The sequence below is a fragment of the Commensalibacter sp. M0133 genome (genome assembly GCF_016101485.1).
Lineage (GTDB): Bacteria > Pseudomonadota > Alphaproteobacteria > Acetobacterales > Acetobacteraceae > Commensalibacter > Commensalibacter melissae.
The window spans coordinates 509387-527342 of record NZ_JACFQI010000001.1 but is presented as its reverse complement, the minus strand read 5'-3'; the positions used below and the strand labels follow the sequence as shown (position 1 = coordinate 527342).

The following is a 17956-nucleotide window of genomic DNA, read 5'->3' as shown; positions in this document are numbered from 1 at the left end:
TCCATTTAATATGCACGATCCCGTGAAGCTATTGCAAGATCTGATTCGTTGTCCGTCAGTTACACCACAAGATCTTGGAGCGCAGGATATTTTAAAAACAAGACTGAAAAAGATCGGTTTTGAAATATATGATTTGCCTTATGGTGAAGGTAATGACAACGTTTTGAATTTTTTTGCGCGTTACGGGACAGGAAAGCCACATTTATGTTTTGCTGGTCATACAGATGTTGTTCCTGCGGGGAATAATCATTGGCAACATAATCCTTTTCAAGGCGTTATTGAAGATAATATCATTTACGGACGTGGTGCCTGTGATATGAAAGGTGGCATTGCTGCATTTGTGACAGCTGTTGAGAATTTTCTATCTCTTCAAGCTAATTTTACTGGGTCATTAAGTTTTTTGATTACTGGAGATGAAGAAGGGCCCGGTGTTAATGGTACTGTTAAAGTGCTTGAGTGGATGAAGGAAAAAAAACATATTCCTGATTTTTGTCTGGTGGGTGAACCAACATCAGCACAGGAGTTGGGTGATGTAATTAAAGTTGGGCGTCGGGGTAGTTTGAATGCGGTTATTACTGTTGAAGGTATCCAAGGACATGTCGCCTATCCTCATCTTGCAGATAATCCAATTCATAAATTGATGGAAATATTATCCTCTTTAACAACATTACCTTTGGATAAGGGGAATAAATGGTTTCAGCCTTCATCTGTTCAAGTGACATCTATTGATGTAGGGAATAAAACGACAAATTTAATCCCTGCCACTGCGACGGCGCGGTTAAATATTCGTTTTAATCATTTACATAATGGGAATTCTTTAATAGGCTGGATTGAAACTCAAGCCAGACGTGTTGCAGAACATTGTCAAATAGATATAGTTGTATCTGGTGAGGCTTTTTTGACTGAACCAGGAAATGAAGTGCAGGCAATTCGTTTGGCAATTGAAGAAATATCATCTGTCAAACCACGTCTGGATACAGGGGGGGGAACCTCCGATGCTCGGTTTATTTCAAATTATTGTAATGTTGCTGAATTTGGTCTTGTCGGGCAAACTATGCATAAAGCGAATGAATCTGTAACTACTGAAGATTTAAAAAAATTAAGTTCAATTTACACACAGTTTTTGAAAAATTATTTCCTATGACACTTAATTCAAATAATCAAAAAAAATCTTCTGATTCAAAGCTCAAAGATATTTTCAAGGGAATGCTTGCTCTGGGTGGTGGTAAGGAAGAAGGGATAAATTTGTTTCCCTCTTCAACAGATGGAGTGTTAAGTGCTCTGGCACCGTGGATAGCATTATTAGTGGTCATTGATGGTTTTAATATATTAAGTGTTGTTCAGGCAAAAAAAGCATATTTATTTATTTTTACCATATCATTATTTTTATATAAATTATGTACAGTATTACTTATACCGGTTTTGATTCATTCTTTTTCTGTTCTTTGGCATAAGGAAAGATTTTGGAAAAGAACAGTTTCAAGTTATTGTTGGTGTCAATGGATGCCAATTTTAGATTTGATTATAGGTATGATGATTGTATCGTTACCTGGTTTTACGCCATCAATTATATTGGGCTTTATGGCGGTTTTAATGATTTTATATCTGGCTTACATGATCTGGATATCATGGATGACGATTAAAGTGGGATTACAGATTAACAATAAACAATCTCTAATCGTTGTTATCAGTTTGTTTTTTTCAGAAGTAATATTGTTGTTTATTTTGTCAATTTGTAACAGTGATACACTTGTCAGATTATCACATGAATTGTCAGCTGTTCACTGAAAAGGGTCATCTGGATAGGTTATTTCCTTGAGGAACAAACCTGTTGCAGGAGCTTTGATTCCTGCCAATTTTCTATCTCTACCCTGTAAAATTGCATAGGCCTGTTTTATTGGCCAATATCCGTCTCCAATCATTTTAAGGGTTCCTACCATATTACGTACTTGATGATGTAAAAATGAACGGGCCTGTGTTTCAAAATAAATTTTATCATCAATTTGATAAACGTTAAATTTGTCCAAAATACGGATTGGTGACTTTGCCTGACATGCAGCAGCTCTGAATGATGTAAAATCATGGCTTCCCAATAAGGTTTGAGCAGCTTCGTTCATAGCATCGACATTTAATTTCTTTCGTACATGCCATACATGATTAATATCCAAAGCAGGACGGCTCTGACGGTTGAGGATAACATAAATATATTTTCGTTTTATTGCAGAAAAACGTGCATTCCACTCTGTATCAACCAGCCCTGATTGCAAGATTGTAACGGCATGAGGTTTCATATAGTAATTTAAGCCATCGCGAATTTTTTTGGCTGTTAAGGGTATATGTGCCGGAAAATCAAGATGGGCCACTTGTCCCAAGGCATGAACACCCGCATCTGTCCGACCGGCGGTAATGCTGGCTATTTTAAACTGACCGTTGCATAGTTGGCAGGCAGCCTCTTCTAATATTTGCTGAACAGAAAGGCCGTTATCCTGCCTTTGCCATCCAACAAGACCTGTACCATCATATTCGATTTTGACGGCCCATCTTTGTATGGTAAAATTCATTAGACAAGTTTTGTATTCAATTTGAGATGATAACCTTTGAGAAATTCATTGATTGGCATTTTTTTCTTTCCAGCCAATTGTAATTCCAGAATTTTAAGGACCTGATTTTCACCACATGCCACATAAAAATCAGGATGTATAATTGTTCCAGATTCTGCCATGCTTGATTGAGAGCTGAGCTCAGCTTTAAGAATCTTAAGTAATTTTCCTTCTAGAAAGCAGAATGTCCCAGGCCAGGGTGTCAAGGCACGAATTTGTCGATCAATAGATTCAGCTGATTGATTCCAATCAATTTTGCCATCCTCTTTTGTCAATTGCCTAGCGTAGGTTGCGAGCCCTGATAATTGTGGAGCGGGTTTTGAATTTGGATTTTCTGTCAATTCTGAAAGGGTTTCAAGTATGAGTTCACCCCCTAATTGCGCAAGTTGATCGTGAAGAATTTGAGTTGTCGTTTTTTTTGTAATTGGAATAGACTTTTCAATATAAACGGCTCCTGTGTCAAGACCTTTGTCCATCTGCATTATGCTGACACCTGATTTTTGATCACCTGACCAGATTGCCGTCTGAATGGGCGAGGCTCCTCGCCAGCGTGGAAGAAGACTTGCATGGATATTGATACAGCCTAATTTAGGTAGTGTGAGTATTTCCTCAGGTAGAATAAGTCCGTAAGCTGCAACTATGGCTATATCAGGATTAAAAGAGGCGAACTGTTCAAATTCCCTTGGCTGGTTTTTTAATTTGATTGGTGAAAAGACGGGAATATGCAATTGCTCGGCAATATTTTGCACGGCACAGAGGGTCATTTTCCTCCCCCTGCCAGCAGGGCGGGGAGGTTGACAATATACGGCAACAATTTCATGTCCGGCTTGATAAAGTGCCTGTAAAGCGGGAACAGCAAAATCCGGTGTTCCCATGAAGACAATACGCATCCTAGTTTCTCGTATATATAATTAGCGGTGCCTTTTTTGCTCTTTGATAATTTTACGCATAATAATGTTACGTTTAAGGCTTGAAATATGATCCACAAACAATATTCCATCAAGATGATCTGTTTCATGTTGAATACAACGTGCAAGCAATCCATCAGCCTCCATTTCTTGGCGACTTCCATTGATATCCATATAGCTGATTTTAATTTTTTCAGGGCGAATTACATCGGAATATTGATCTGGAAAAGACAGGCAACCTTCTTTATAACTTTCCAATTCTTCTGATTTCTCAATAATTTCAGGATTTATAATGACAATTTTTTCTGGCTGATTATTCTGCATGAGATCAATAACGAAAAATCTCAGCCCAATTCCAACCTGAGGAGCAGCCAAACCGATACCACCTGCCTTGTACATGGTTTCAAACATCATGGGTAAAAGTCCTTTTACGTCTTTCAAATCCTCTTTTTCAACGATTTTGGTTTTTTTACGTAAAAAAGGGTTGGTTGCAAGTAAAACAGGTCTTGTTTCAATATAGTCATTCATTTTCTAAATTTGTGCCATAGTTTAAATTATTCTATCATTGTCTATATAAAGATTTAATATATTAATACAATATTTTGTTATGGTGCGAAATCTAATTTTAAAAGATATAATACTTGTAGTCCTTGGCGATTATTCCATATAATAAAATAGATAGGTGCCATTTTGGGCCTAGTTATATGTCTCGCTTCAATATATTAAAGGAGGGGGCTTTCATGTCAGGAAGGCTTTTTACATCGCCTATGTTCCTGGGCTTTGATCATTTGGAACAGATTTTAGAACGAGCGGCAAAATCGACTTCTGATGGTTATCCGCCCTATAATATAGAACAAATTGGATCTTCCAGTTTACGGATTACCTTGGCTGTAGCTGGTTTCATGATGGAAGATTTGCAAATAACGCAGGAAGATAATCAGCTGGTCATTCGTGGCAGGCAGCTTGAAGATAATGAAGAGCGTGTATTTCTTTATCGAGGAATTGCGGCAAGGCAATTTCAAAGAGCTTTTATTTTGGCTGAGGGTATCAAGGTTGAACGAGCATGGCTGGATAATGGGTTGCTTCATATTGATATTATCCGTCCCAAACCGGAGACAAGAATTCGCCATATTGAAATAGTGCAAAATTCCAATGCAAGGCGTAAATCATATAATAAAGTTATGTCACAGAAAGTTGGCACATCAGATGCCTATCGCTCTGGTGCGATACGAAGTTTGCAACTTACAGAAAAAGAATGATATTATATTGAAAGATGCAGGATTATCTTGCCATCTGTTTTTAAAGGAGGTCTTGATCAATTATGAAGGATTTCGACATCAAGGAAAAATCTAAATTAATTGCGACCAAGGAAGGTAGTGACGTTGTTGATGTTCGTCATTTAACAGACAATCAGCTAAAAGCCTTGGGTGTGTCCCAATTGGCTTACGTAAAGGAAATCACGATCAATGGTGAACAGGCATTTGCCATTCATGCGGCTGATGGGACACCTATGGCAGTGACGGACAATGCCAAGACAGCATATGCTGCGATCTTGCAGCAGGAAATGATGCCTATCATGGTTCATTAATTGATAATAACAAGATAATATTCAATATAAAAAACAGGGATAACTCCCTGTTTTTTGTTCAAGATATCATTCCTGAATCCAGTAGAATTATCCTATCTTCATTTTGCTTATATATGACATTGATACGGTTATTATCCAGATTTTTAAACATCAATACCGGTCTTTCTGATAAATCTAGAACCATGATGGCATCTTGAAGCGATAATGTGTCTATATGAGTCGTTTTTTTATCAATGATTTTTGCATCTTTTTGAGATTCCAACGATGTTTCCAAGGGGATATCATTATCAATAATATATTGGTTACCTTCGAATAATTCATGAGCGGGAGGGGCATGATCTCTTTTTGTAATCAACCTTCCCTTATATTTTTTCAGTCTGTTATGTAAATGTTCAAGGGCAATATTAAATGATTCTTGTACATTATCTGCATTTGCCTCTCCACGTAATGAAAGGGATCGAGAAGCATGGATATGTATCTGACAACGATAATCGGATGGGGATTTGTTAAATGTTACTGAACAATCAACGATATTTTTAAAATATTTTTGCGTGATTTCTTGAAGATTTTGATTAATCTTGTTTCTAAACCAATCAGGAATATCAATTTTATTACCAAAGATGGAAATATCCATTACGGTTCTCCCTTAGTTATATTCCTTACTATTCTAGTATCTAATTTTTCAAAATTAAAGCTTTATCAACGCGTGGGTGGTAATTGTTCTATCATTTTGGTTAACGGTAAGATCTATAGTTAACTTTTAACCGTTAAGGTGAATTATAATGTGAATTTTTCCCCCAAATAAACTCTACGTACATCTTCATGAGCGACCACTTCTTCAGGACGTCCTTCCATAAGAAGCTGGCCACTGTTCATGATATATGCCCTATCAATAATTTCCAGGGTTTCTCTTACATTATGATCCGTAATTAACACACCAATTTCACGATCCTTGAGATGGGAAACAAGATCACGAATTTCTCCGACAGCAATTGGATCAATTCCAGCTAAAGGCTCATCCAGAAGAATGTAATTCGGATCGCTGGCAAGCGCTCGGGCGATTTCCAAACGGCGTCTTTCTCCACCAGATAGGGAAAGGGAGGGGGAATGTCGTAAATGTGAAATTCCGAATTCTGCCAATAATCCATCAAGCGTTTCATGTCTTTTATCGGCATTGGATTCAACAACTTCCAGAACTGCCATAATATTTTGTTCTACATTTAACCCTCTAAATATACTTGCCTCTTGAGGCAGATAACCAATGCCAAGTCTTGCTCGCCGATACATTGGCAATTTGGTAATATCTGTGTTATCAAGGCGAATTGATCCTGTATCTGGCTGAACTAACCCAACAATCATATAAAAACTTGTAGTCTTGCCAGCACCATTTGGGCCCAAAAGACCGACAGCTTCTCCTCGATGAACGCGTAATGACACGTTTTTGACAACCTGTCGTTTTTTATAGGTTTTTCCTATGTTGTCTGCAAATAGCCCTTCATTATCAGGTAAATTTTTGGTTGATGATGTATTATTGGAAGCAGATTCGGTTTCAGGCATGGAATTTGAAACTCACTTATAAAAATTAAAAACTATTTTTTATCGCTTGGTTGATTATTTTGATTTGCTTGGTTTGGAACGACCAGTCCCTGAACTCTTTGACCAGGCATTTCTGTCATGTGAGCAATACCGGTATGCATGTTGATAATGGCAGCATGACCATTTAGCTGGTTTTGGCCTCTTGTGATATGAACATTGCCCACGATGCGGGCGATTCCTGTATTGGGAACATAAACACCGCGGTCACCACGAACAGTTTCAGATTGGGTTCGCACGACAACGTTACCAAAAGCGTTGACTTTTTCCAACTTTCCGGATTTGGTAAGGTCATCAGATTTTTTATTGTCAGTCACGTTATTTTTTTGTTCAGGTTTTTTTTGATCATCAGGGCTGCTATAGCCAACCAGTACATCCGCATTGATTTGTCGACCATCCTTGATATTAATTACGGTTGCATCACCCCGACCAACTGACATTCTGGTTTGGGAGTGATATTCCATGGCATCTTTTGCGGTCATGACATTTTGAGGGGTGGTTAATTTCATATGTTTACCCGTTAAAACCAGGGTTGCCTGATCAATATCATAAACTGCTTTATCTCCCCAGGCCTGATCGGTATTCGTATAAATATGAACATGACCATAAGCGTACAGACGATATATTTCATTTGAACCTGAATCGCTTTGAGTTATATCACCGCTTTTTTGTTGAGGATTGGGGTTTTGGGAGGACTTTGGTTCTGTATCGCCAGCTTTTTTTCGATAATAGGCGATAAGTCTGTCTGCTGTGACCGTTACATTTTCACGAACTGCCTTGGCTTGATTATAGGCGGTCACTTTTTTGGCGTTTTGATCCCAGTCAAATCCTCCAAGAGCTGTAACCGTAATCTGTCCACCATGTGATAGATCTATACTTTGACCATGGACAGTATGGATGTTGAAAAAACTATAAAAGATACTTGAAATGGCAAAAGGTAATAAATTGCGTTTATTCATCAATTTTATTCCGATGATTTAGCTTGAGTAGGATTGGAGGAATTATTTTTTTTATCATCATTCAAGACCAATCGGCCTGGTCCCTTAAATTGGGCAATTCCGGTATGCAAGTCAAGGAAATAGGTTTGGGCATCCAAGATGCCAAAGGGTCCTTCAGCATGAATCCAGTTGTTGCCAGTCACAACAGAGGACTTTAAAGCAACGTCTGCCATATCGCTATACATGAAAACTCCATCATTTCGGTATAAAACAACATGTTTAATCAATCCTAAATCCTGTTCATGCTGTGTATAATTTCCCTTGTCCGCCGTGACCATCATCCAAACATTGTCCTGCAATAAAATATCAGCTTTTGGATTGCCTAGATGGATAAGATTGCTATTGTTAGATTTCTGAACAACTTTTTCAGATGTTATGGTATAGGGTCGATTATGTGTATCCAAGCCATGAAAAGTAGCGTCAATCATGGTTCCACTTTCAATCTTGATACGGGAAAGCTGTTTCATCACTTCCTTGTTGGTATGCAAAGCCCGATCAATCTCCGGCCAGACAGCAATGGAACTTAACAAAACAAGGGCTGTAATTGGTAGGCCCCATTTAACCCACTTCATAATGGTGTTCCGGCGTTCCATTTCTGCGGGTTTAGGAATATGCCGTCTTTCAATGATATTTTGTGATCTATGACTTAAATATTTCTCCTTGTCCTGAAAATCGGTTCTTTCAATTTTGTTTTTTGAACTAGATTCTTCATTCGGTTGACTGTTTGTTGACATATTCATGCAATGCCCGCTCGTAAAAGGTCATGAATGTGCAAAACCCCTATTGGATGATTTCTGGAATCCACGACAAATAAACAGGTAATGGGATGATTATCATTATTCATGAGTTTCAGCGCTTCAGCAGCCAGCATATCGGGTTTAATGGTAAGAGGCGAGGGATTCATGATTTCTTGAGTTGTCAATATTCTTATATCCTTGTTGAATGCTCGCCTTAGATCGCCATCTGTTATCAGCCCGATCAGCCTCCCATTTTCAGAAATAATACCAATGCAACCCAGGGCTTTTTGAGTCATTTCCATGATTGCATCGGTGATAGGCATCCTTGAATGCCCCAAGGGGATATCCTTGTCTGTGTGCATTAAATCTTCAACAATCTTAAGTCTGCTGCCCAATCTACCACCGGGATGATAAATACCGAAATCTGATGCGGTGAAGTGCCTCATTTTCAATAATGTTATTGCCAAGGCATCTCCTATTGCCAGTTGCATTAACGTGCTGGTCGTTGGTGCCAAACCCAGTGGGCATGCCTCCCTTGAATGGGGAAGTGAGAGAATTATGCTGGAATTTTTAGCTAAGGTCGATTGTGGATTGGTTGTTATGCTAATCAATGGGATGCTGAATCGTTTTGCATGAATAATTATATTGAATAATTCCTGGGTTTCACCAGAAGCGGATACAGCCAGAATGATGTCATCTTTTTGAATCATTCCCAGATCTCCATGAGAGGCCTCAGAAGGATGAACAAAGAGAGATGGTGTACCAGTGGAGGCCAGTGTTGATTGAATTTTTTTTGCAATATGCCCAGATTTGCCAATTCCGGTTAATACCACCCGACCATTAATTTCAGATATGAGATTGGCGGTTTCCAAGAAAGATTGAGTAAGTTCGGTTTTGTCTCGAAGTGCATTAATCAAATCCAGGATGCCATTAGATTCTATAGATAGAGCTTCAAGAGCTGTATCAATCTCTGATGAGGCAATTTTGGTCATTTCAATGCACTTGATTAAATTTAATTATTATTAAAACAGATATAATAATATATATAGAGTTTCAAAATGAAATGAAACTGTTAAATTCTTAACCGCGATGATCGAATATATCAGGATCTAGATATCCGAGCTGATCCAGGGTGGCTCTTGTTGGTAAAAATGAAAAACAGGCTTCTGCAATTTCCAAACGATTTTCCCTGATTAATAAAACTTTCAAGATTTCCCACAATTGATGAAGATAAAGAACATCTGCAGCTGCATAGGTCAATTGTTCAATGCTCAGGGTTGGTGAACCCCAATCTGAAGTTTGTTGCTGTTTACTTAATTCAATATCAAGTAATTCTCTGCATAGAACAGCCAGTCCGTGTTTATCCGTAAAGGTTCTGACCAATTTAGCTGCAATTTTTGTACAAATTACGGATTTCATACTTATTTGAAAGGTTTTTTGTAATATCCCGACATCAAATCGGGCAAAGTGCATTAATTTTGCAATGGAGGGATCAGTAAGTAATTTTTTTAGATTGGGGCAGGAATTGAACCCTTTACCACCAAGCCGTTCGGGTACAAACTGGACAATATGAACCTGTCCATCCCCTTTGCTTAACTGAATCAAACAAAGTCGGTCTCGATCATGATTTAATCCCATGGTCTCAGTGTCAATTGCGACTATTTTTCCAAGATCTAGCCCGGAAGGTATGTCATGCTGGTAAAGATGAATATGATCGGGAATTTGTTTATTGTTGTTTTTCATAATTTGTCCAAGTGTTTATTAAATTTTAGCAAGGAAAATGAATTTACTTATAATTTCACATTTCCAAGATCACATAAAATCTGCCAATGTTTTGAACTGATTGGCATTACTGATAATCTGGATTGTTTAATAAGTGCTATATCTTCTAGTTCAGGAATGGATTTGATTTTTTTTAGGGTAATGGGTACAGGTACCGAACATATTGTCTCTACATCAACACAAAACCATTTATGTTCTGTATCGGTCGGATCGGGATAGGCCTCTTTATCAATTCTGACAATACCAACAATTTCCTTACCTTCATTGGAATGGTAGAAAAAAGCTAGATCATTTTTTTTCATTAATTGTAGATTTTTTTTTGCCTGATGATTTCTCACCCCTGTCCAGGGTTCGATTTTGTTTCTCAATTGTTCCTGCCATGAAAAAGCAGAAGGTTCCGATTTAATTAACCAATAATTTGTCATATTTATAAAACATTTATTTTTTATACCTATTGTATTATTATCACATATTTTGAAAATTTGAATTAAAATTCAGTCAATCTCAAACGGATGAAATTTATTATAACTCTTTAAAAATATGTAAAAAACAATTTTACAATTTTTGATGTCCATTTATTCATTTGCAAACCATCATGATTTATTTGATTTCCGCCAGTTGCAATTATATCTGTATACTGATAATGATTCTCAATATCTCATGTTATTAATTATCATTATCAGTATTTTATTGGATGGATTTTTAAATTGTCAGGAATAAAAAGGACGCTTCAACCTGTATCATTGGCAGTAATGGTCGGATTATTAGGGAATACCGCCATCACCAAATCTGCAAATGCAGAAAAATCGAACAATGCTGTTGCATCATCAGCAAATAAAGTAAATCAACAAATAACAAAAGATCAAACAACAGATAACCAGTCAACAACGAATGAGCATATTCTTGTTCGTGGAAAAAAGAATGATAATATTCTGACGCAGAATACAGGTGTCAGTTTGATGCCACAGGATATCATGCATACCCCTCAGAATATCAATCTTGTTCCGGCCAAAATTATGGAAGAGCAAAATGTCAAATCTCTTGATGAAGCATTAAAAAATGTACCGGGGGTAACCTCTTCCGTTGGGGAAGGACGTGGCGGTATGTCCGGAAATCAGTTTCTCATCCGCGGTTTTCAGGCCCAGAATGATATTTATGAAGATGGCCTGAGAGATTTCGGTGTCTATAGCCGTGACAGTTTCAATTATGAAAATGTTGTGGTTATTAAGGGTCCATCTTCATCTGTATTTGGGAATGGAACTACGGGTGGTGCCATTAATGTTGTAACAAAAAAACCAATTTTGAAAGATCAATATAAAGCGGAATTTACTGGTGGAAACGGGGATTATTACCGTGGCACTTTTGATTTGAACAAGCAGATTAATGATAATATTGCTGTTCGTATGGAAGGTATGGCCAACAGCAATAATGTTGTGGGAAGAGATAATTTATATTCCCATCGTTGGGGTCTGGCGCCATCCATAGCTTTTGGTCTGGGAACAGATTTAAGTTATGTTTTGCAATTTGTACATCAACAGGATGATCGCATTCCCGATTATGGTGTTCCTGTAATTACAAAACCTGGTCATACAATTGGTAGACCTGCGACCGAATATGGAATAAGAAGGGGAAATTGGTATGGTAACAAAATGGATAAGGACCAAACCCAGGATAACCAGGTTACGGGACGTTTAACCTATAACATCACTCCTGATATTGTTATCCATAACGATACTCGATATGGTAATTATCAACGTCAGTTTTCTGTTACACGACCTAAATGTACGCCAGCAAATTGTAGTGACCCATATTTTGATGGTCGTCCTCAGGACGCTATTATTCAAACGGCAGGTCCAAGTCCATATGAACAGAGCACTTGGTCGTTCCAAAACGTTTTATCAACAATTGCCAATTTCAATACAAGTTTTATCAAACATCAATTAACGGCTGGTGTTGACATTGCCTATGCTCATGAAAGCCGTCATTACGGGCAATTTTCCGCATCCCTGCCAAACAACAATCTTGTTCATCCAACGGATGCGATTGATTATCCAATACATATCATGCCTGGTGATCCCAACAGTAAAGTAGGGGATCCATCCCGTAGATATGGGCATTCCCGTGATGTTGGTGTTTTCTTGTATGACCAGATATGGTTCACCAAAGCCTGGTCAATTAAGGGTGGTTTCCGTTATGACAACTGGGAAGCGTTTTATAATACCCAAGGGGGCAAATCATTTACAACGCACCGTATGTCGACGAACGATAATGTGTTCAATCCGACAGTAAGTTTGCTCTTCAATCCTGATGAAAATCAGGCCTACTATTTCACATGGTCATCCTCTACAACGCCATTGGGTATGTATTTGACGAATTCGTATGCACCGATGAAGGATGGTCAAAACGGAATGAAACCGGAAAAAAGCCATTTATATGAACTGGGTGGAAAATGGAGCCTTTTGAATCAGCGACTGGGACTGACAGCATCTTTGTTCCATCTTGAAAAAAGCAACCAGATGGTTAGTGATCCATTGTCAGGAGCGGTGACAAGTACGGGTGACAAAGGTTACAATCAGGGAATTGAATTGGGTATATCCGGTAATATCACGAATAATTGGAGCGTTTATGGTGCCTTTGCTGCATATCATAGCAAAGTTACAGGTTCTTTAACGCCTAATGTCAAGGGAAATCGCATGTTCTATGTTCCCTCTCATCAGGGAAATTTATGGACAACGTATAATATAATGCCCAATACACCATACAACCTGTTGATTGGTGGAGGTGTAACATGGCGTGGACCAGTTTATTTGAATAACAGAAACAATGCAAAAGTACCATCAAATGTAACGATTGATGCCATGCTTTCTCATAAATTCGACGATCATTGGAAAGTGTCGTTCAATATTTACAATCTGACCAACCGTTTGAACTATGACTCTTTATTCAGTAATCGTGTGACACCATCTAATGGTAGAGCATTCATGTTCAGTTTGAACATGTTAGAATAACTTCAAAATATAATTAGGTTAGTTTGATGATCATTCATATTCCTCAAGTTTTAAATAAAGAAGAGTTGGCTTACGTTCAGTCTGTTTATAGACGGGCACCTTTTGTAGATGGTAAGGTAACAGCAGGTGAACAATCTGCCCAGGTCAAGCGTAATATACAAATTGACCAGAAATCATCCGAAAGTAAAGAATTGGGAGAAATTATATTGAAAGCTCTGGGACGTAATCCGATTTTCAATTCAGCAGTTGTTCCTTATCGGGTTTGCCCGCCTTTATTCAACCGTTATGATGAAGGCATGGAGTTTCCCGATCATGTGGATAATGCGTTACGTCCAATTCATGAAGCCAATATGCGTATCAGAACGGATGTATCCTCGACTTTGTTTTTAAATAATCCTGAGGATTATGATGGTGGAGAGCTGATCATGCATGATCCAAGTGGTGAGCAATCAATCAAGCTTCCTGCTGGCGACATGATTGTTTACCCAACCTACAGCTTGCATTCTGTCAGTAAAATAACGCGTGGCAGTCGTTGGGCATCTTTTTTCTGGACCCAGTCAATGATTCGAGATTCTGACAAGAGGCGGGTTTTATTTGATCTGGATATGTCGATTATTAAGTTAAGAACCAGAATGGATGATAATGATCCTCAGATTTTAGAGTTGACAAATGTTTATCATAATTTGATGCGATTATGGTGTGAGCTATAGATTGAAATAATTTTTAAAAAAGCACTAAAAAATAAAGTGCTTTTTTTGATTCAAACCTAATGAAATAAAAACATATTTATTAAATATATTTTTATTTATTGACCTTTATAAATAAAAGAAAACCAATCTGAATGCCATAATGACTGTGCTTACTTGTTCGGTATAATATAAATCAATTATCCGTTGGGTATAGTTTCATTATTCCATAAGGATTCAAATGTTTGTCGTGGTTTGATAACAAATAATCTTTTATCCTTGATCATCAATTGTAAAGCTTGGGGACGGGCATTATAAGAGGAACTCATGACATGTCCATAGGCACCGGCATCCAGAATGGCAATTTCATCATTTTCCCTTAATTGGGGAAGTAATCGTTGGCGAGCAAAAATATCACTGGATTCGCATATTGGACCGTCAATATTCTGTTTTTCCAAGGGACGCTTATATATTTCAGCCTGTATAGGTAAGATACCGTGCCACGCATCGTACATTGCTGGACGCAAAAGGTCGTTCATGGCAGCATCAAGAATAATGAAAGGGGATGCATCTGGTCCATTGTTTTTTCTTCTGACTACTTTGCTGATCAGGATGCCTGCCGGACCAACCAGCCAGCGGCCAGGTTCAATGCAAATACGGATATTAAGGGAAGAGAAAATTTCTTGCATTAAATTAGCTAGAGCATATGGGTCGGACTCTTTTTCGTCATAGTAAGAAATGCCAAAACCACCTCCACAGTCTAGAACAGAGACTTCTAATCTTTCTTTACGTGCTTGTTTAACAAGTTTCGCCATTTTTAAAAAAGCTTTTTTATAGGGCTCTACAGATGAAATCTGACTACCAATATGGACATCAAATCCCAATGGGAGAATATTATTCAGTTGGCTTGCTTCTTTGTAAACCTGAAGAGCTTGCTCATAAGCGATACCAAATTTGTTTTCCGCCAAACCTGTAGTAATTTTATGATGCGTTCTGGCATCGACATCAGGATTGATTCTTAAACAAATTGCGGCTTTTTTTCCTGTATCCATTGCTATTTTAGAAATAAGATGAAGCTCTTCACGGCTCTCAACATTGATTTGGCCTATTTCTAATTGAATGGCGGCTTTTAATTCTTCCTCTGTTTTTCCTACTCCTGAAAAACAAATTTTTCGTGGGTTGATATTGACTTTTAGTGCTCTCTTTAATTCACCCAGACTGACAATGTCAACTCCCGCTCCTTCTTTTGCCAAAAGATCAAGTATGGCCAGATGATCATTTGCTTTCACAGCATAATGAATAGAAATGTCCATTTTGTTTTGCAGAAATGCTTTAGAAAGTTTTTGAAAACGTGATGTTAATATATCTGCATTGATTACCCATACCGGACTACCATAATGATCAGTAAGAGATTGAAGTGAAACTTTACCAAAACAGAGTCCTTTCTTTTCATCAATAATAAAGTCTGGATGCGTTTGTAAAAGGGTTTGATAATTTGTTTCAGGTTCGGTTTTAGAAGATGACATTAATCAAAAAGCCTTTAGTCGGAAAAAATAATATTATACTAATTTTATAACAATCTATAAAAAAACAGTAGGATAGAATAATATTATTATTCTTTATTAAGGAAAAAATAAATAGCGATAAGGGATGGAAAATTGAATATTTTTATCAGAATATTTGCATGTACGATATTTATATTGATTTCAACCTTATCCTATTCTGTTCCCGCAAAAGATTTGCCAGGTATTAGTCAAAAAAACAATCATCGACAATTGGTAAATGCTGCAGAGAAACCTTGGCAAATTTTGGGACGTGTACAAACAGAGCTTGGTACGCATTGTACGGGATTTCTTGTCAGTTCAAGATTGGTGATAACTGCAGCTCATTGTTTATGGATTAGAAAAACCAATCATTTTGTCAATCCACATTCTGTTCATTTTCTTCTGGGATACCAGCGACAAACTTACCGATCAGCTTATAATGTCCTTAATATTATTAAATCAGAAAATTATAAGAGAGAGGGTTCGGAAAAAGCCACATTGGACAATATTCACCATGACTGGGCTTATCTTGTGCTTAATGATAAAAAAACAAATCAAGAGGATTTTTTCGGTTTTAATAAAGATCAACCTTATATCGGTATGAATATATATCTGGCTGGTTATGATCAGGACCGTCAGGAAGTTTTATATGCTGATCAAGAATGTCATGTAACCGATATATTAAAAAATAATGGGGGTAAAACTATTCTTGCGCATGACTGTCAAGCCACATATGGAAGTAGTGGTGCCCCTTTGTTTACAGTAAATAAAAATAAGGAATGGGTTATAACGGCCATTCAGATTGCCGCTTATTCAGACCGCCCTGGTGGTATGGCCGTGTTGCTCACCACCCCACCCAGGGATTAATGGATTAGTCTTGAGGTGGATAGGCTCGGGGATAAATTACTTTTTCGGGGGGACCAACCGGTTTAGGAGATGCTTTTTTGCCACATCCAGACAGGGTGATTGTGAGGATTGCAAGACTACCAAGAGCGAAAAAAAGAGAAAAAAAACGTTTCATGATATATCCTTTAATTTATCGATCCATATTTTTGCAGATTTTCTTACATTTTTGGGAGCGGTGCCACCTTCACTGGTTCGAGAGGCAAGTGAGGACTGAACTCCTAAAACTGAATATATATCATTGTTAATCAAAGGTTCGATTTCCTGCATTTTTTGTAAGGGCACATTCTCAAGAGCAAGATTATGTGTTTCGGCATAGCTGACAATTTTTCCTGTAACATGATGAGCTGTTCTGAAGGGTAATTTTAATTCTTTAACCAGCCAGTCTGCGAGATCTGTGGCTGTAGAGAAACCGGACCCCGCCCAATAGGCCATATTGTCTTGATTGGCCTTTAAATCTGCAATCATTCCTGAGCAAGCGGCTAAACACAGAATAATAGTTTCGGTTGCAGCAAAAACCTGTTCCTTGTCTTCTTGCATATCTTTAGCATATGCGAGAGGAAGACCTTTCATAACGGTTAAAAGTCCTGTAAGTGCCCCTGAAATTCGTCCAACTTTGGCCCGAACCAGTTCGGCAGCATCTGGATTTCGTTTTTGTGGCATGATGGATGAACCTGTAGTATAGGCATCTGAAAGCTGGATAAAAGAAAAAGGAGGTGAACACCAAATTACAATTTCTTCCGCCATGCGTGAAAGATGAATCGACATGATGGAAAGAGCGGAAAGATATTCCAGGGCAAAATCACGATCAGAGACCGCGTCAAGTGAATTTGCCATGGGACGGTCAAATCTCAATAATTTAGAAGTCAATTGGCGGTCAATTGGGAATGAGGTGCCAGCTAAAGCCGCCGCACCCAAGGGATTTTCATTTAGTCGTTTGCGTGTATCTATCAATCGTCCCCGATCCCGATTCAACATTTCTGTATAAGCCAGTAAATGATGACCGAACGTTACCGGTTGGGCAGATTGCAAATGAGTGAAACCGGGCATAGCTGTTTCCGCATATTCCAGAGCTCGGGAAGCAAGGGTCAGCATCAGATGATTTATCATTAGAATTAATTCATCGATATTTTGTCTGATCCATAAACGAAAATCTGTCGCAACTTGGTCATTTCTTGAACGTGCTGTGTGAAGCCTTTTTCCCGCCTCACCGATACGTTCTGCCAAACGGACTTCGATATTCATATGAATATCCTCAAGGGCTCTGCTAAATTCGAATTGACCAGATTGAATTTCTCGCTCAATTTCCCTAAGGCCTTGATGAATACTGTTTTTATCCGTTTCGGAAATTATTTTCTGTTTGGCCAGCATTTCTGCATGAGCTATTGACCCTTGTATATCCTGTTTCCATAAGTTTTTATCAAAGCCGATAGAGGCATTTATTTGCTCCATAATGGCTGAAGGTCCAGAGGTGAAACGTCCTCCCCACTGTTTGTTGGCAGTTTTTTGGTTCAAGAATTCAATCTCCTAATTTGTTGGTATTTAATCTTACGTAATTAATATTTGAACTGTATTAATGAAGAACTTATCCTATTCGAACATAAAGAAT

20 protein-coding genes are annotated in these 17956 nt (G+C 38.0%); 7 read left to right on the top strand and 13 right to left on the bottom strand.

All coding sequences use genetic code 11. The features are described from left to right. Nucleotides 1-10: 10 nt before the first annotated feature. A complete protein-coding gene (gene dapE / locus H3T46_RS02390; protein WP_155569342.1) occupies nucleotides 11-1144 on the top strand; it encodes a succinyl-diaminopimelate desuccinylase in 1134 nt (377 codons plus the stop codon). Then, nucleotides 1141-1788 carry a hypothetical protein gene (locus tag H3T46_RS02385; protein WP_155569341.1) on the top strand — a complete coding sequence of 216 codons (648 nt, stop codon included), beginning with the start codon at nucleotides 1141-1143 and terminating at the stop codon, nucleotides 1786-1788. Before dapE ends, H3T46_RS02385 begins: the two co-directional genes overlap by 4 nt. Here the strand turns inward: H3T46_RS02385 and truA are convergent. Genes truA through def form a run of 3 tightly spaced genes read right to left on the bottom strand, consistent with a single transcriptional unit; the run spans nucleotide 1782 to nucleotide 4036 of the window. Next, nucleotides 1782-2561 carry a tRNA pseudouridine(38-40) synthase TruA gene (gene truA, locus H3T46_RS02380; protein ID WP_198197309.1) on the bottom strand — a complete coding sequence of 260 codons (780 nt, stop codon included), beginning with the start codon at nucleotides 2559-2561 and terminating at the stop codon, nucleotides 1782-1784. The two genes, H3T46_RS02385 and truA, sit on opposite strands and share 7 nt — an antisense overlap. Next, nucleotides 2561-3490 carry a methionyl-tRNA formyltransferase gene (gene fmt, locus H3T46_RS02375; protein ID WP_155569339.1) on the bottom strand — a complete coding sequence of 310 codons (930 nt, stop codon included), beginning with the start codon at nucleotides 3488-3490 and terminating at the stop codon, nucleotides 2561-2563. The genes truA and fmt overlap by 1 nt, the downstream gene beginning before the upstream one ends. A gap of 21 nt (nucleotides 3491-3511) precedes the next feature. Next, the gene (gene def / locus H3T46_RS02370; RefSeq protein WP_198197308.1) at nucleotides 3512-4036 is read right to left on the bottom strand and encodes a peptide deformylase; all 525 of its coding nucleotides are present in this window, start codon (nucleotides 4034-4036) and stop codon (nucleotides 3512-3514) included. A gap of 212 nt (nucleotides 4037-4248) precedes the next feature. Here def and H3T46_RS02365 point away from each other — a divergent pair, with 212 nt between their 5' ends. Both H3T46_RS02365 and H3T46_RS02360 read left to right on the top strand, forming a co-directional pair. Next, a complete protein-coding gene (locus H3T46_RS02365) occupies nucleotides 4249-4767 on the top strand; it encodes an Hsp20 family protein (RefSeq protein ID WP_122123698.1) in 519 nt (172 codons plus the stop codon). Between the two features lie 62 nt (nucleotides 4768-4829). Next, complete coding sequence (locus tag H3T46_RS02360) at nucleotides 4830-5096, top strand: DUF1150 family protein (RefSeq protein WP_110438132.1); 267 nt, start codon at nucleotides 4830-4832, stop codon at nucleotides 5094-5096. A 58-nt stretch (nucleotides 5097-5154) separates the two neighbouring features. On the opposite strand, the gene hpf is transcribed toward H3T46_RS02360, so the two are convergent. From hpf to H3T46_RS02325, 7 genes are all read right to left on the bottom strand, one after another. Next, the gene (gene hpf, locus H3T46_RS02355) at nucleotides 5155-5730 is read right to left on the bottom strand and encodes a ribosome hibernation-promoting factor, HPF/YfiA family (protein ID WP_198197307.1); all 576 of its coding nucleotides are present in this window, start codon (nucleotides 5728-5730) and stop codon (nucleotides 5155-5157) included. 143 nt (nucleotides 5731-5873) lie between these two features. Then, complete coding sequence (lptB, locus tag H3T46_RS02350) at nucleotides 5874-6653, bottom strand: LPS export ABC transporter ATP-binding protein (protein ID WP_122123696.1); 780 nt, start codon at nucleotides 6651-6653, stop codon at nucleotides 5874-5876. 32 nt (nucleotides 6654-6685) lie between these two features. After that, complete coding sequence (locus H3T46_RS02345; protein WP_198197306.1) at nucleotides 6686-7648, bottom strand: LptA/OstA family protein; 963 nt, start codon at nucleotides 7646-7648, stop codon at nucleotides 6686-6688. A gap of 5 nt (nucleotides 7649-7653) precedes the next feature. Then, a complete protein-coding gene (gene lptC / locus H3T46_RS02340) occupies nucleotides 7654-8427 on the bottom strand; it encodes an LPS export ABC transporter periplasmic protein LptC (RefSeq protein WP_230881068.1) in 774 nt (257 codons plus the stop codon). Then, nucleotides 8424-9416, bottom strand: coding sequence for an SIS domain-containing protein (locus H3T46_RS02335; protein WP_198197305.1), 993 nt, complete (start codon nucleotides 9414-9416; stop codon nucleotides 8424-8426). Before H3T46_RS02335 ends, lptC begins: the two co-directional genes overlap by 4 nt. A gap of 88 nt (nucleotides 9417-9504) precedes the next feature. Next, nucleotides 9505-10167, bottom strand: a complete 663-nt coding sequence (locus H3T46_RS02330) for a ribonuclease D (RefSeq protein WP_155566906.1) — start codon at nucleotides 10165-10167, stop codon at nucleotides 9505-9507. A 47-nt stretch (nucleotides 10168-10214) separates the two neighbouring features. Further along, a complete protein-coding gene (locus H3T46_RS02325) occupies nucleotides 10215-10631 on the bottom strand; it encodes an EVE domain-containing protein (RefSeq protein ID WP_155566905.1) in 417 nt (138 codons plus the stop codon). Nucleotides 10632-10913: 282 nt separating this feature from the next. Between H3T46_RS02325 and H3T46_RS02320 the strand changes: the two genes are divergently transcribed. Both H3T46_RS02320 and H3T46_RS02315 read left to right on the top strand, forming a co-directional pair. Further along, on the top strand, nucleotides 10914-13214 hold the full coding sequence (locus H3T46_RS02320; RefSeq protein ID WP_230873062.1) for a TonB-dependent siderophore receptor: 2301 nt from the start codon (nucleotides 10914-10916) through the stop codon (nucleotides 13212-13214). Nucleotides 13215-13240: 26 nt separating this feature from the next. After that, nucleotides 13241-13924, top strand: coding sequence for a Fe2+-dependent dioxygenase (locus H3T46_RS02315; protein ID WP_198197304.1), 684 nt, complete (start codon nucleotides 13241-13243; stop codon nucleotides 13922-13924). Between the two features lie 176 nt (nucleotides 13925-14100). Here the strand turns inward: H3T46_RS02315 and lysA are convergent, their stop codons facing one another. Then, nucleotides 14101-15426, bottom strand: coding sequence for a diaminopimelate decarboxylase (lysA, locus tag H3T46_RS02310; protein ID WP_198197303.1), 1326 nt, complete (start codon nucleotides 15424-15426; stop codon nucleotides 14101-14103). Between the two features lie 132 nt (nucleotides 15427-15558). Here lysA and H3T46_RS02305 point away from each other — a divergent pair, with 132 nt between their 5' ends. Then, nucleotides 15559-16311: a serine protease gene (locus tag H3T46_RS02305; RefSeq protein WP_198197302.1), complete on the top strand. Its 753-nt coding sequence runs from the start codon at nucleotides 15559-15561 to the stop codon at nucleotides 16309-16311. 4 nt (nucleotides 16312-16315) lie between these two features. Here the strand turns inward: H3T46_RS02305 and H3T46_RS02300 are convergent, their stop codons facing one another. Further along, the gene (locus tag H3T46_RS02300) at nucleotides 16316-16465 is read right to left on the bottom strand and encodes a hypothetical protein (RefSeq protein ID WP_196424512.1); all 150 of its coding nucleotides are present in this window, start codon (nucleotides 16463-16465) and stop codon (nucleotides 16316-16318) included. Continuing rightward, nucleotides 16462-17862, bottom strand: a complete 1401-nt coding sequence (gene argH / locus H3T46_RS02295) for an argininosuccinate lyase (RefSeq protein WP_232349950.1) — start codon at nucleotides 17860-17862, stop codon at nucleotides 16462-16464. The genes H3T46_RS02300 and argH overlap by 4 nt, the downstream gene beginning before the upstream one ends. Nucleotides 17863-17956: the final 94 nt, after the last annotated feature.